This is a genomic window from Leuconostoc carnosum (genome assembly GCF_014207505.1).
In the GTDB taxonomy this organism is placed as follows: domain Bacteria; phylum Bacillota; class Bacilli; order Lactobacillales; family Lactobacillaceae; genus Leuconostoc; species Leuconostoc carnosum.
This window is the reverse complement of record NZ_JACHGL010000003.1, coordinates 20,961-33,607: the sequence shown is the minus strand read 5'-3', so window position 1 is coordinate 33,607 and position 12,647 is coordinate 20,961. Positions and strand designations below refer to the sequence as shown.

The 12,647-nt window shown below is 38.1% G+C and carries 16 protein-coding genes; 13 read left to right on the top strand and 3 right to left on the bottom strand.

From position 1 onward, the window contains the following. Positions 1 to 12: 12 nt before the first annotated feature. From ppcA to rpoY, 3 genes are all read right to left on the bottom strand, one after another. A complete protein-coding gene (ppcA, locus tag HNQ98_RS03790; protein WP_014973897.1) occupies positions 13 to 1,530 on the bottom strand; it encodes a phosphoenolpyruvate carboxylase in 1,518 nt (505 codons plus the stop codon). A gap of 201 nt (positions 1,531 to 1,731) precedes the next feature. After that, on the bottom strand, positions 1,732 to 3,414 hold the full coding sequence (gene rnjA, locus HNQ98_RS03785; RefSeq protein WP_014973898.1) for a ribonuclease J1: 1,683 nt from the start codon (positions 3,412 to 3,414) through the stop codon (positions 1,732 to 1,734). Positions 3,415 to 3,416: 2 nt separating this feature from the next. Next, a complete protein-coding gene (gene rpoY, locus HNQ98_RS03780) occupies positions 3,417 to 3,629 on the bottom strand; it encodes a DNA-directed RNA polymerase subunit epsilon (protein ID WP_014973899.1) in 213 nt (70 codons plus the stop codon). A 149-nt stretch (positions 3,630 to 3,778) separates the two neighbouring features. Here rpoY and HNQ98_RS03775 point away from each other — a divergent pair, with 149 nt between their 5' ends. The 13 genes from HNQ98_RS03775 (at position 3,779) to purR (ending at position 12,645) form a co-directional block, all read left to right on the top strand. After that, positions 3,779 to 4,324: an LOG family protein gene (locus HNQ98_RS03775; RefSeq protein WP_014973900.1), complete on the top strand. Its 546-nt coding sequence runs from the start codon at positions 3,779 to 3,781 to the stop codon at positions 4,322 to 4,324. 58 nt (positions 4,325 to 4,382) lie between these two features. After that, on the top strand, positions 4,383 to 4,841 hold the full coding sequence (locus tag HNQ98_RS03770; protein WP_014973901.1) for a MarR family winged helix-turn-helix transcriptional regulator: 459 nt from the start codon (positions 4,383 to 4,385) through the stop codon (positions 4,839 to 4,841). A 104-nt stretch (positions 4,842 to 4,945) separates the two neighbouring features. Beyond that, positions 4,946 to 5,506, top strand: a complete 561-nt coding sequence (efp, locus tag HNQ98_RS03765; protein WP_014973902.1) for an elongation factor P — start codon at positions 4,946 to 4,948, stop codon at positions 5,504 to 5,506. A 164-nt stretch (positions 5,507 to 5,670) separates the two neighbouring features. Next, on the top strand, positions 5,671 to 6,132 hold the full coding sequence (locus tag HNQ98_RS03760; RefSeq protein ID WP_014973903.1) for an Asp23/Gls24 family envelope stress response protein: 462 nt from the start codon (positions 5,671 to 5,673) through the stop codon (positions 6,130 to 6,132). Beyond that, positions 6,132 to 6,548 carry a transcription antitermination factor NusB gene (gene nusB / locus HNQ98_RS03755; protein WP_014973904.1) on the top strand — a complete coding sequence of 139 codons (417 nt, stop codon included), beginning with the start codon at positions 6,132 to 6,134 and terminating at the stop codon, positions 6,546 to 6,548. The genes HNQ98_RS03760 and nusB overlap by 1 nt, the downstream gene beginning before the upstream one ends. Positions 6,549 to 6,742: 194 nt before the next feature. Continuing rightward, complete coding sequence (locus HNQ98_RS03750) at positions 6,743 to 7,540, top strand: TatD family hydrolase (protein WP_014973905.1); 798 nt, start codon at positions 6,743 to 6,745, stop codon at positions 7,538 to 7,540. Further along, entirely contained in the window at positions 7,533 to 8,099 is a 567-nt protein-coding gene (gene rnmV, locus HNQ98_RS03745; protein WP_014973906.1) for a ribonuclease M5, read from the top strand. Before HNQ98_RS03750 ends, rnmV begins: the two co-directional genes overlap by 8 nt. Further along, positions 8,100 to 8,987, top strand: coding sequence for a 16S rRNA (adenine(1518)-N(6)/adenine(1519)-N(6))-dimethyltransferase RsmA (rsmA, locus tag HNQ98_RS03740; RefSeq protein ID WP_014973907.1), 888 nt, complete (start codon positions 8,100 to 8,102; stop codon positions 8,985 to 8,987). A gap of 103 nt (positions 8,988 to 9,090) precedes the next feature. Further along, positions 9,091 to 9,324 (top strand): Veg family protein, encoded by a 234-nt coding sequence (locus HNQ98_RS03735; RefSeq protein ID WP_014973908.1) that lies wholly within the window; start codon positions 9,091 to 9,093, stop codon positions 9,322 to 9,324. A gap of 49 nt (positions 9,325 to 9,373) precedes the next feature. Next, the gene (locus HNQ98_RS03730; RefSeq protein ID WP_014973909.1) at positions 9,374 to 10,228 is read left to right on the top strand and encodes a metal ABC transporter solute-binding protein, Zn/Mn family; all 855 of its coding nucleotides are present in this window, start codon (positions 9,374 to 9,376) and stop codon (positions 10,226 to 10,228) included. Then, on the top strand, positions 10,225 to 10,926 hold the full coding sequence (locus tag HNQ98_RS03725; protein WP_014973910.1) for an ATP-binding cassette domain-containing protein: 702 nt from the start codon (positions 10,225 to 10,227) through the stop codon (positions 10,924 to 10,926). The genes HNQ98_RS03730 and HNQ98_RS03725 overlap by 4 nt, the downstream gene beginning before the upstream one ends. After that, positions 10,919 to 11,710 (top strand): metal ABC transporter permease, encoded by a 792-nt coding sequence (locus HNQ98_RS03720; protein WP_014973911.1) that lies wholly within the window; start codon positions 10,919 to 10,921, stop codon positions 11,708 to 11,710. The genes HNQ98_RS03725 and HNQ98_RS03720 overlap by 8 nt, the downstream gene beginning before the upstream one ends. 101 nt (positions 11,711 to 11,811) lie before the next feature. Next, positions 11,812 to 12,645: a pur operon repressor gene (gene purR / locus HNQ98_RS03715; protein WP_014973912.1), complete on the top strand. Its 834-nt coding sequence runs from the start codon at positions 11,812 to 11,814 to the stop codon at positions 12,643 to 12,645. The last annotated feature ends 2 nt before the right edge of the window (positions 12,646 to 12,647 follow it).

Here is a 12,647-nt window from a genome sequence, read left to right as displayed (position 1 = left end):
CATAAATATTATTTAACCTAAGAAATGACGAAGTTGTGCCATACGGTTAATCAAAGCAGTAATAGCAATTGAAGAACCTTCTTTGATTTGAACAACTTGAAGTGCAATTTCTGCGTGTTGTTGTTGTTCGCGTGTTTTAGGACCGATTTCAAGATTGAAAATATCTTTCATGATCATAATATCGCGTGCCACATCTGCCCAAGCTGAGCTGTGTGTTTTTAAAATTTCTAAAGCGTCAAGGTTAACATAGTTGGCGAGTTCACGGAAGTCGTCTGCCATACTTGGATAATGTCGGACAAATGTCTCTAAGTGACTTGGTTTTAAGTTTTTCAATGCACGACCAAAACCAATAAATTCGGGTGGGACACCAATTGAATAAAAAGCACCAGTAAAGTTAATCGCACGTGGTAACTCAATACCATCTACTGAACGTGAATAGCCAAGAACACCAACGTGTTGACGGCGGTCACGTCGTTTAGGAAATGCTTTGAAAATTGGCTGCATGTCTGGCACGAGTTGATCAAGCGTGTGTGCATAAAACTCTGCAGATTCTTCAGCAACTTCTGTCAAGATTTTTTGATCAGCTGCTGAAATTTTTAATGGTTCAACCACAGGCAATTGTGCTTTTAATTCAGTAATGGCTGCTGTAACTTCTTCAAGCGGGAAATCATAACGGAAGGCTGATTGCACAGTAGCTGTACGAACGCCGGGGAATTCTTTAAGGTAGCGTTGAATACGCTTTGGCGACAAACCACCACGGAAAATAGCAGATCCAGTACCCGAAATAGGGTATATCTCAATGTTTTCTTCTTGGGCAAATTCATGCAAACGTGCAATAGCAAGTTTATTACCGGTAATTGAACTCATGAAACCAGCTGTTAGAGCTGAATCAGAACCAGCCAAGAAGACACGTAGATATTTTGGTCGGAAGCCAAAATGTTCTTCATGTAACTTCAAGTAAGTTTTTAGAATTTCAGGGGCGTGTAATTGTGTATTGAAGTCTTCGAACAAAGGAATCATTTCGATGTAAGGATTATTTTTATCTGACTTCGTAAACTCTACTGACTTGAATTTAGCTAATTTTTCGAACAAAATTTGCATTTCAATGAGTTGGTCAGCGCGCTGAGTCATTGGTAAGATAGTTTCAAATAATGGTCGTTGATCAAACCCTAAGTCATGTGAAAAATCTTCTGAACTTAGAATTGCTGTCATGGCTTGCATCAAATTGTAGCCTTTTTCTTCCCAAATATTTGGGAAACGGAAAGTAAGAAACTTATCTCTTCCGATTTGATGTGATTTAAAATAGTCATATTCTGTGCTAAATAAACGATCTATAACGGCAGCATCTGCGTGCTTACCTTCCCAATCCCACATATATTCGTCAACATCAAGCTCACTGAAATTCTCGAAGGCCTCGTTCATTTCGCGATAGGCGCTAATAAAGGGTTGTTGTGAAGAATCCCAGAACGGTGCATTAGCGTTATCTGGATGCTGGGTACCCATAATTGAAGGTATTTTTCGTTGTGCCATGATAGCTCCTTAATCTTGTACTTATACTATTCTAACATAAGCGTTAAAAATAAAAAAAGTAGATTCTAGGTTTTAACCGAATATTATGTTCGATTTTCCATTAACGTTCGTTAATTTAACATATCACGCTATGATAAATTTTAAAAATAAAAAACCACTGACCAACGCTATAATTAATTTAGCGGGAAAGTGGTTTTTTATTTATATCATAATGAGCATTGGTAAAATCATTGGTTTACGAGCGGTTTCCTTGAAAAGGAAACGCGAAAGGTCATCAATGACTGCTTGACGAATATCAGCTTCGCTAGCATTAGCATTATTCATCACGCGGCGCATTGTACTAAATATGATACGGCGTCCTTCGTTAATGAGGTCACCTGACTCACGCATGTAGACAAAACCACGTGATAAGATATCAGGTCCAGATAAAATTTCTTTTTTCTTGAGGTTAATTGTCGCCGTGACAACAACTAAACCATCTTGTGATAGCTTTTGACGATCATGTAAGACAACCGATCCAATGTCGCCAATACCTGAACCATCAATATAAGTATCATCACCAGGAAAATGACCAGCAACACGAGCATTTTCACCATCTAGTGCTAAGACATCACCATTACCTAAAATAAAAGTATGATCTTCTGGAATATCTAATTCATGAGCCAGTGACGCATGAACTTTTAACATACGATATTCACCGTGAACTGGCATGAAATATTTTGGTTTCATTAAAGCAAGCATCAACTTTTCTTCTTCTTGGCCACCATGACCAGAAGTATGAATGTTGTTAACTTTACCGTAGATGACGTTAGCACCGCCTTCTTCAAGTTTGTTAATCACAGCATTGACTGAAGCTGTGTTACCAGGAATTGGAGAAGAGGAGAAGATGACATTATCTTTTGGCTTCAGGCGAATTTGTTTATGGGTACCTTCGGCAATTCTTGCAAGGGCAGCCATCGGTTCACCTTGAGAACCAGTTGATAAGATCAAAAGTTCGTCATCTGGAATATGTTTGATTTCAGATTGTTCAACAAGCATATCATCTGGTATTTCCAAGTAGCCAAGGGCACGGCCATTTGTTACAGCTGATTCCATTGAACGGCCAAATACAGCGATTTTACGTCCGTGTGAAATTGCTGCATCTGTTGCCATACGCACACGGTTCATATTTGACGCAAATGTTGCAAATATGATACGACCATGTTCGATTTTATCAAAAATACGATTAACAGATTTCGCAACCCACGCCTCTGATTTAGTCCATTCTGGTCGTTCAGCGTTGGTTGAATCACTCATCATAAGTAATACACCATTTTCACCGATACGTGCCATTGACCAAAGGTTAGGTGGCTGCTTTGTTGTTGGTGTCAGGTCAAATTTAAAGTCACCAGTTTCCACAATTGTACCAACTGGTGTATGAACTGCAACACCAAAAACATCAGGTATTGAATGGGTTGTGCGGAAGAATTCGACAGATAGTTTGTCAAATTCTAAGACAGTCCCATCTGTAATTTCGTGTAGTTCAACACGATTAAGCATCTGCTTTTCTTCAAGTTTATTCTTGATTAAAGCCATGGCTAATGGGCCAGCATACACTGGAACATTAACTGCTTGTAAAAAGTAGGCGATTGCACCGATATGGTCTTCGTGTCCGTGGGTGATAACCAGTGCCTTCACGCGATCAATATTATCGACTAAATAAGTATAGTCAGGAATGACGTAGTCGATACCAAGTAAGTCGTCTTCCGGGAACTTAATACCCGCGTCGACAACGATAATTTCATCTTGATATTCAATACCGTACGTATTCTTACCGATCTCGCCTAAACCGCCTAGCGCATAGACTGCGACTTCGTTAGATTTAATATCTACAGAATATGTCATAGTTAGAATGTTGTAATTTCGAAGCTAGGGTTGGCTTTTTCGTAAGTTAAAGCCTTGTCACTTAATTCTTCGATGAACTCCACATTATAAGTTGTGTTGCTTTCAATAATTTCCCGTGCTTGTGGCATACTTTCTGCGGACAAGTAAAGTGAAACAGTTGTTTCACGCTTGGGGTTACGTTCAGGGTGTGCTTGATAATAAACTTTGTAAATCATATTGCCTCCAATAGTAGTAATTTTAATTTGTCACGGACGAAAACCTATATAATAGTGTACCACATAGCGCATTAAAACGGGAGAAATGTCTGATTATGGACTTGAAAAAGGCATAAAATATTGTTAAATTGATATCAAAGGATATGTATATGACAGTTAAATCAATAACGGTGTTCATGGGAGCACAGTGTGGAAATAATGTAAAATATGGTGACATCGCTGAAGAAGTTGGTCAAATGATTGCTGAAAAGCATCTGCGTTTGGTTTATGGTGGTGGTCGAGCAGGATTAATGGGACTGACTGCACGTAGTGCGATGACATATGATGGTGAAGTTTTAGGTATTTCACCAAGAAATTTGGCTGAAGATTCGATTGAAGCTGATGAAATTACTACGCTTATTAAGGTGGATACGATGTCTGAGCGTAAGCAACTACTAATGGATAATGCCGATGCTTTTATTGTATTACCTGGTGGATTTGGTACGCTAGAAGAGCTAGCTCAAGTTATTAGTTGGAACCGCATTGGATTGCACGCCAAGCCATTAATTTTGTTAAATATTGATGGTTTTTATGATGGTTTATGGCAGTGGATAATAGATAGTGTCCATCATGGATTTGTAGATGACCATGATTTGGAATATATTCAAATATTTACCACAACAAAAGCGGCATTAGATTACATTGATCAATTTTAGATGTTATCTTTTGCTTAGCAATCATAAGGTATATTGAGAATAGAAAGGGCGTTAACTGATGGCTCATTTGGAGCTGATGGCAGAATTTATTAATATTTATATGTCAGCATTGAAAAATCTAGAAAAATTAATTTCACAGCCAACAAGTGAGTTCGGCGTGTCATTTGAACAATGGCTGATTATGTCTTCGGTAGCGGCAAGTTCAGTACCTTTAACAATGACTGAAATTGCGACAGAACGTGGTGTGACTAAAGGTGCGATTGCACGCCAATTAAAGCCGCTTTTTGAACGAGACTATCTCAAACAGTCGCATGATGACCAGGATCGCCGTCGTGTCTTATTATCTTTAACAGTGGAAGGGCAACGAGTCGAAAAAATTGTGACGCAACGTGTGGGTGCGCGATTTGATAAGTGGTTAGATATATATGGGCTGGATGAAGGGCGTGATTTATTAAAGACATTTCACCGTTTAAATCAATTGATTATCCAACCAGAACTTAATAAAGGAAAAGATTGAGGGATATCAGCTTTTGTGGTATGATTTAAAATAGTCTGAAAACGGTAATTAGTGCCGTTTTCTGTTATAATAAACTATATTATTAATAAAAGAGGATACTAATCATGGCAATTGGCATGAACAACTTGAAGAATGGTTTGACTATTGAATATTCAAACTCAATTTGGCGTGTTTTGGACTTTCAACACGTTAAACCTGGAAAAGGTGGGGCTTTCGTTCGTTCGAAGTTAAAGAACTTGCGCACTGGCGCAGTTAACGAAGTGACGTTCCGTCCTGGTGACAAGTTTGAACAAGCTGATATTACAACACGTCCTATGTCATATTTATTTGCCGAAAATGATGGTCGTGTTTTCATGGATGTTGAAACATACGAACAAGTTAATTTACCAGACGATAAGATTACTTCAGCATTGAAGTTCTTATTGGAAGGTATGGAAGTTAAGATTACTATGTATGGTAATGAAATTTTAGGTGCTGAATTACCATCAACAGTGACTTTGAAAGTGACTGAAACACAACCAGGTATTAAGGGCGCAACAGCTACTGGTTCAGGAAAGCCTGCAACTGTTGAAACTGGAGCAACAATTACTGTGCCTGACTTCATTAATGAAGGCGAAACAATTATTGTTAACACAGAAGATGGTTCATACAAAGGTCGCGCCTAATAATTATTCCCTAGCCTAAAGTGTGAGCATGCCATTTTTTAATAACAATTATCAAAAAAATAAAATGTCAACATGTCGCATGATTCTGTGGCAGGGGAGCATAGGTGGAAAGTTCCCCAGTGGAACTTTTTATTTTACTAAAGAATACTTTCGAGGATGGAATAATGGCCAGAGAAATCAAGCATAACAAGCAAAATACAAAAAATATTATTTTGGCAACAGAAAGTCAGGTTGTGGGAACGACACAAGTCACGCCAGAAGTGATTGAAGTGATCGCACAAATTGCTACACAAGAAGTGCCGGGTGTTTATTCAATGCGTGGTAAACTATCTGATCGTTTCACTAGTGCTTTTGGTTCAAATGCTCGAGGTAAAGGGGTTGAATTGACGCAAACCGAAGATGGTTTGATGATTGATGCTTATGTCTTTTTACAATACGGTGTAGCCGTTCCTAAAGTTGCGCTTGCGATTCAAAATGCGATCCGATCACAAATTGCATCGACAGCAGATCTTAGTATTACGCAAACTAATGTGCACGTCAGCGGCATTATTCCTGAAAAAGTACCCAGTGAAATTGACCCTAATAACTTATTTGGTAAAACAGAAACGACTGAGGTGGTCGATTAATGGCTAATTTAACACGGCATGAGGCACGCCAAGCAGCGTTCCAAATTTTATTTGCTCTTGAAAAAGACCCACAAAACAATAACATTGATGATTTATATGATATTGTTTTAGAAGGGAAAGATTTTGATGACTATTTACCACGATTAATTAATGGTGTGTTGGGTACAAAATCTGAATTGGATGAACAAATTACAGCGCATTTAGCTGATGGATGGGCAATTAACCGTATTAACAAAGCAGATTTGGTTATTTTACGTTTAGCGATTTATGAATTAACGAATCAATTGGTACCTTATAAAGTGGCGATTGATGAAGCCTTGATTTTAGCTAAAACTTTTGCTGACGAAGACGATCGTAAGTTTGTTAACGGTATGTTGAAAAACTTTGTTTTAGTTGATGGATCAACAACTGAATGATATATTAAAAGCCGCCAAGCGGCTTTTTTCTTATGTTATACTTAAAAGTGTTGTCATTATATTACTAAGCAACAGTATTTATTGAATAATCTAAATAACAAAAAATGAAACCGAAGAAAACGGAGGAATGCGTAAAGCTACGGATGTATTAATACATAGAAATACTAATATCTAGCATTACGTGTAAACATAACATGGCAATTTATGATTTAACAAAAACACCAGCTGATAGCTACGATTCACATACGCATTTGAATGATGATAAACTTTTTCATGATGTGCCCGCCTATATTGGCCGTGCAAATGAATTTCGTGTGATGGAGATGAATATTGTTGGGTATGATGCATTGGCTAACGAGCGTGCCTTAACCATTGCACAGGCACATGACAATATTTATGCTGTACTTGGTTTTCAACCAGAAGATACAATGGCATTTGATAGCGCAGCGGCTGAAAAATTAGAAATGCAGTTACAACAAGAAAAGGTTGTAGGTGTTGGTGAAACTGGGTTGGATTATTATTGGGAGACAGTAGCTCACGATGTGCAAAAAGAAGCTTTTAAAAAGCATCTGGCCTTAGCAAAAAAATATGATTTGCCAGTAATTATTCATAATCGTGACGCATTTTCTGATGTATATGACATGCTGAAAGCAAGTGGTGTACATAAAGGTGTTATGCACAGCTTTTCAGGTACACCGGAGCAAGCTTTGGCATTTGTAGCGTTAGGCATGCACATCTCATTTAGCGGGGTTGTTACTTTTAAAAAAGCTGATGATGTCCGCCAAGCAGCTCAAGCAGTTCCTTTGGAACGTCTTTTGGTCGAAACGGATGCGCCATATCTAACACCAACACCATTCCGTGGTAAAGATAATGAACCTGCATTTGTTAAATATGTTGTTGATTCTTTAGCTGAAACGTTGAATTTATCGCCTAAAGAGATGTCAGATATTACACGCACCAATGCGCATCGCTTATTTTTAAATCATGACTAAACTATTACCAGAAATCAATGAAGTGGTCATCGTTGAAGGTCATTCAGACACACAAAATTTAGCTCGAGCAGTTGTTGCAGATACTATTGAAACTGGTGGTAGTGCGGTTAATGCATCAGCATTAGAGCGAATTAAATTGGCTGAAAAAACGCGTGGCGTAATTATTTTAACTGATCCTGATTTTAACGGGCAACGTATTCGTGAACTTGTAACCAAAGTGGTACCAACTGCAAAACAAGCATTTATTACGCAAAATCAAGGTCGGGCAGCGAAGGATAATCCACATCAGACATTGGGTGTGGAACATGCTTCACCAGCAGATTTGCAAGCAGCGTTAGCGCAGCTAGTTACCCCTAAAAAAAGTGCAATGAGCGATATTGATAAGGCTTTTTTGTTGCAGCAAGGGCTGTTGGCTGGTGCTAATGCTCGGCAACGTCGTCAATTGGTTGGCGATGCTTTACATATTGGTTACGCCAATGGCAAGCAATTTTTGCGGCGAACACAACAATTTGGTATTACTAAATTACAAATTTTGACCGTACTGAAAGGAAATGATTAGATGGCAGATGTAATCGATATCGCTAATCCAATAAGGACACAAGCAATTTTAAATGAATACGGGTTGCATGCAAAAAAGAAATTAGGTCAGAATTTTTTGACTGATTTGAACATACTTCATGGTATTGTTGATACAGCTGAAATTACTAATGATGATTTTGTGCTTGAAATCGGACCGGGTATTGGATCATTGACAGAACAGTTAGCACGTGCAGCCAAAAAAGTTGTTGCACTTGAGATTGATTCACAAATGGTAGCGGTATTATCAGATACTTTACAACCATATGATAATGTCAAAGTAATTGAAAACGACGTGTTAAAAGTTGACTTGAATGAGTTGATTGCTGCTGAATTTGGACAAAATGCCACTGTTAAAGTAGTAGCTAATTTGCCGTATTATATTACGACACCCATTCTGATGCAGCTTTTACGAGCTAATATTTCTTGGGATAATATTGTCGTCATGATGCAACGTGAAGTGGCTGATCGCCTCAATGCAATGCCTGGAACGAAAGAATATGGCGTATTAACGCTGACATTACAATATTTTGCTCAAGCACAGTTAGCAATGAAAGTCGCCGCAGCATCATTTAATCCTGCACCAAATGTTGATTCGGCTGTTGTCAAGTTGACGCCATTAACACCTGAAATTGTCGTGGATCAACCAGAACGTTTATTTGGTGTGATTAAGGGTAGTTTCTCTCATCGCCGTAAGAGCTTGTGGAATAATATGTTACAGACATATGGTAAGGATGCTGCGACTAAAGAAAAAATCACAACGGCACTCGAATCAGCAGGTATTTCACCGGCAATTCGCGCGGAACGTTTGGAATTGGCAGAATTTACAACGCTATACTTAGCTTTGAGGGCACAAGGGTTAACCAAATAACCGTATAATTTTGCATTTTTTTATTTAAATATACACTATACCTTGATTTTAAGGCTTATTTATGTTATAATTAAATAAGTTTTTCACGAAAGGTGGTATAAAAATGCCAAGTAGTTTACAAGACATTAAGACCAAGCTTGATGCTCATGTTGGAGAAGAAGTCACTGTCGTGGCACAAGCGGGTCGCAAGAAAATAACGGAACGTAGCGGTGTACTTCGTTCCACATTTCCTTCACTATTCGTAGTGGAATTAGATGAAGACGCCAATTTTGAACGTGCTTCGTATAGCTATACTGATGTATTGACAAATAATATTGATATTACCTTTGCTGATTAAGTAAGATTGCCCTATTGGGCTTTTTTTGTGACTATGAGATAATCTATTTATGAATAAACAAACTCTTTATGCTATTTTGACAATTGCACTAGTGCCGATCGGTATTTTACTCATTTTTATGAGAATGACAGTTGAAATGCCACAACCAGCACACACACCAGTTAAAATTGTAACCGATAATACTGCTTATCAACAAATAGCTGAATCGCTTACTTATAAGAATGGACATGTTGTCGTCGTCAATGGGGCGCTGATGACAACAACTGATAAACAGAATTTCAAAGCAGCTGAAGTAGTAATCACTGACAGTCATCAAAGTCAGTTACTCACACAGCGGCGTAAAATGAAATTACATTCTAAACTTTTGATTGCTAGTGATGTTTTAGATAATCAAAACTACACAAATTACTGGCTCAGCCCAGATGTCATTTTACAAACAATCACGCGCTTAACTAATTTATTAAGTGATATGGATCCACAATATCGTAATAGTTATGTTAAAAATAGCGAAAAAATGAGTCAAGAGACACAACTTTTAGCTGATAAAATTGAAGTATTAAAAACCAAAAAGAATGTTAATTATGTAGCAACGAATCAGGCACAACAAGTTTTCATGTCTCAACTTGGCTATAAATCAGTGGTACCTAATTTAGAATCGCTATCTGATGATGATTTTAATCACCTTGAAAAGGAACTCAAGTCTGGCAAAATACAGTTCATTTTAAGAGCCAGTCAAGATCAAACCGAGCATGATAGGCGATTGGTAAAATTAGCAGATAATGCTAAAATACCAGTAATTACTTTTAATCAAGTATTACCGCATGATCAGAAGGTCTGGCAGTGGCAATTGCAGCTGGTTAAACAATTAGAAAATGCTGTTACAATAGGAAGTGGTAGAGTATGAGTATTATCAAAACAAAAGATTTTGGCATACGCTACGGCGAAAAAATTGTGTTGTCGCACGCCAATATTGACGTGCCCATAGGACGTTTTTTTGCTGTTTTGGGTGAAAATGGTGCAGGGAAAACGAGCTTCGTCAAGGCACTAATTGGTCAAAATCAACAAATTAGTGGTGACTTACAAGTTAATGCACAACGAATTGGTTTTGTACCGCAGTTTAGAGAAATTACGCGAGATTATCCACTCACTGTTTCAGAATTTGTTGGGCTTAACTATAATCAGGGTTGGCATTTGTGGACCAATAGTTCCGAAAAAGAAGCCATTCAAGATGCCTTAAAGCGAATGGATTTATTAGACATACAGAATAAACGCTTAGGCCTAGCTTCTGGTGGCCAAAAGCAGCGTGCCTTTGTTGCGCAAGCACTTGTTCAAAATCCAGATCTTTTAATCTTAGATGAATCAACAGCAAGTCTTGATCATGAGCATAAAGTACAGTTATTACGTATTGTGAAACAATTACAAGAAACAGAAAATTTGACCATCTTATTTATTACTCATGAACTTAAATTGGTTTCGGAATTTGCCGATGGTTATTTATTGTTTGAAAATGGGGAAGCTACGCAAGGCGAAGCTAGTCAGTTACAATCTTTGACAACACGTTTGACATATAGTCATTTTGAAGACGAGGTACATCATGTTTAGTTATAGTTTTATGCAGAACGCGTTTATAGCTGGTACGATTGTTAGCATTGTTGCAGGTATCGTTGGCACTTTCGTTGTGGCCCGAAATTACGCCTTTTTAACGCACAGTTTGAGTGAAATTGGTTTTGCCGGCGCAGCATTTGGATTATTTGCTGGTTGGCCAGCACTGCTTGGTATGATGATAGCCACTAGTGGTGCTTCTATCGCTATTGGGGCATTGGAGTCAGGTTATACAAAACGTGATAATGTGACGAGTGCTATTTCAGCATTAGCCATTGGTCTGGGTATTTTATTTTTAGCATTAGGGCATACAAGTACGACCGCTGCAACTGGTATTTTGTTTGGTTCAGTGTTGGGCATTAGTCGTGACGATTTGTGGCTATTGGTGGCGTTAGCCATACTTGTTGTGGCTGTTTTATTGGTTAACTATCGATCATTACGGCAGTTAGCTTTTGATGAAACGGGTATTTTCTTGCAAAATTGGCGTCAAAAATCAGTACGTTATATCTTTTTGGTGATGATTGCACTATCAGTTAGTATTTCATCACAATTAGTTGGTTCACTGTTAATTTTTGTTTTAGTTACGCTACCAGCTGCAAGTGCAAGGTACTATACGACGACGGTTATCAAATTAATGGGGTTAGCTATTGTTTTAGCTTTGTTTGGTACATGGGCTGGATTGACTTTAGCCTATCTAACGAATTTACCAACGAGTTTCTTTATTGCTATTATTGAAGTTATTATTTATTTAATATCTGTGTGGCAATTTCAAAAAAACGCTTAAATACCGAACATTTAGGTTCGAATACTGTTATAATTAAATTTAAATATGACTACTTATAAAGGAGAATACGTGCTAAATATGTTTTTGGCATGTTATATAATATGAAAACACGTCGTTCTGATCGTCTTGTTGATATGGCGCGCTATATGCTTGAGCGCCCACGTACACTAATATCTTTGTCTTACTTCGCTAAGCGTTATGATTCAGCGAAATCTTCTATTTCTGAGGATTTATCTATTTTAAAACGTACATTTCATGAACGTGGCACTGGTTTATTAGAAACAGTACCAGGTGCAGCAGGTGGTACGCGTTTTACGCCATATATGACAGAAGAAGAAGCTAAAGAATTTATTGAAGGAATTCGTCAGGAAGTTAATGACGAAACACGTGTGTTGCCTGGTGGATATGTTTATTTATCTGATTTATTGGGCCGTCCGGATGTCTTGCGCCAAGCTGGACGTTTAATTGCAACACAATATTTACATGATAATATTGATGCCGTGATGACTGCTGCCACAAAAGGGGTCCCATTAGCTCAAGCAGTTGCTGAACAGCTAAATGTGCCATTTGTCATTGTCCGCGATGATGCCAAAGTAACGGAAGGACCAACTGTATCGGTCAATTATCTAACGGGTTCATCGAAACGTGTTGAAAAAATGGAATTGTCAAGACGCTCATTACGTACCGGTTCTCGTGTTTTAATTGTGGATGATTTTATGAAAGCTGGCGGCACAATACAAGGCATGCAAACGTTGGTCAGTGAATTTGATGGCACTGTGGTTGGAACAGCTGTTTTTGCCGAAGGACGTTCTACAACAAGGTTACTTGATCGGTTTACATCACTATTGCACGTTGATACTAATTTGAAAAATGGTGAACCAATTTTAGTGACTGCAGGAAACTATCTAGAAGAAATTTATAAACATGAGGCATAATT

Excerpts from the sequence above, each read along its gene's own strand:
- nusB (WP_014973904.1), top strand. The coding sequence starts at position 6,132 with ATGGCTAATTTAACACGGCATGAGGCACGCCAAGCAGCGTTCCAAATT.
- rnjA (WP_014973898.1), bottom strand. The coding sequence starts at position 3,414 with ATGACATATTCTGTAGATATTAAATCTAACGAAGTCGCAGTCTATGCG.
- ppcA (WP_014973897.1), bottom strand. The coding sequence starts at position 1,530 with ATGGCACAACGAAAAATACCTTCAATTATGGGTACCCAGCATCCAGAT.
- HNQ98_RS03735 (WP_014973908.1), top strand. The coding sequence starts at position 9,091 with ATGCCAAGTAGTTTACAAGACATTAAGACCAAGCTTGATGCTCATGTT.
- HNQ98_RS03770 (WP_014973901.1), top strand. The coding sequence starts at position 4,383 with ATGGCTCATTTGGAGCTGATGGCAGAATTTATTAATATTTATATGTCA.
- purR (WP_014973912.1), top strand. The coding sequence starts at position 11,812 with ATGAAAACACGTCGTTCTGATCGTCTTGTTGATATGGCGCGCTATATG.
- rnmV (WP_014973906.1), top strand. The coding sequence starts at position 7,533 with ATGACTAAACTATTACCAGAAATCAATGAAGTGGTCATCGTTGAAGGT.
- HNQ98_RS03730 (WP_014973909.1), top strand. The coding sequence starts at position 9,374 with ATGAATAAACAAACTCTTTATGCTATTTTGACAATTGCACTAGTGCCG.
- HNQ98_RS03760 (WP_014973903.1), top strand. The coding sequence starts at position 5,671 with ATGGCCAGAGAAATCAAGCATAACAAGCAAAATACAAAAAATATTATT.
- HNQ98_RS03750 (WP_014973905.1), top strand. The coding sequence starts at position 6,743 with ATGGCAATTTATGATTTAACAAAAACACCAGCTGATAGCTACGATTCA.
- HNQ98_RS03775 (WP_014973900.1), top strand. The coding sequence starts at position 3,779 with ATGACAGTTAAATCAATAACGGTGTTCATGGGAGCACAGTGTGGAAAT.
- rpoY (WP_014973899.1), bottom strand. The coding sequence starts at position 3,629 with ATGATTTACAAAGTTTATTATCAAGCACACCCTGAACGTAACCCCAAG.
- rsmA (WP_014973907.1), top strand. The coding sequence starts at position 8,100 with ATGGCAGATGTAATCGATATCGCTAATCCAATAAGGACACAAGCAATT.
- HNQ98_RS03720 (WP_014973911.1), top strand. The coding sequence starts at position 10,919 with ATGTTTAGTTATAGTTTTATGCAGAACGCGTTTATAGCTGGTACGATT.
- HNQ98_RS03725 (WP_014973910.1), top strand. The coding sequence starts at position 10,225 with ATGAGTATTATCAAAACAAAAGATTTTGGCATACGCTACGGCGAAAAA.
- efp (WP_014973902.1), top strand. The coding sequence starts at position 4,946 with ATGGCAATTGGCATGAACAACTTGAAGAATGGTTTGACTATTGAATAT.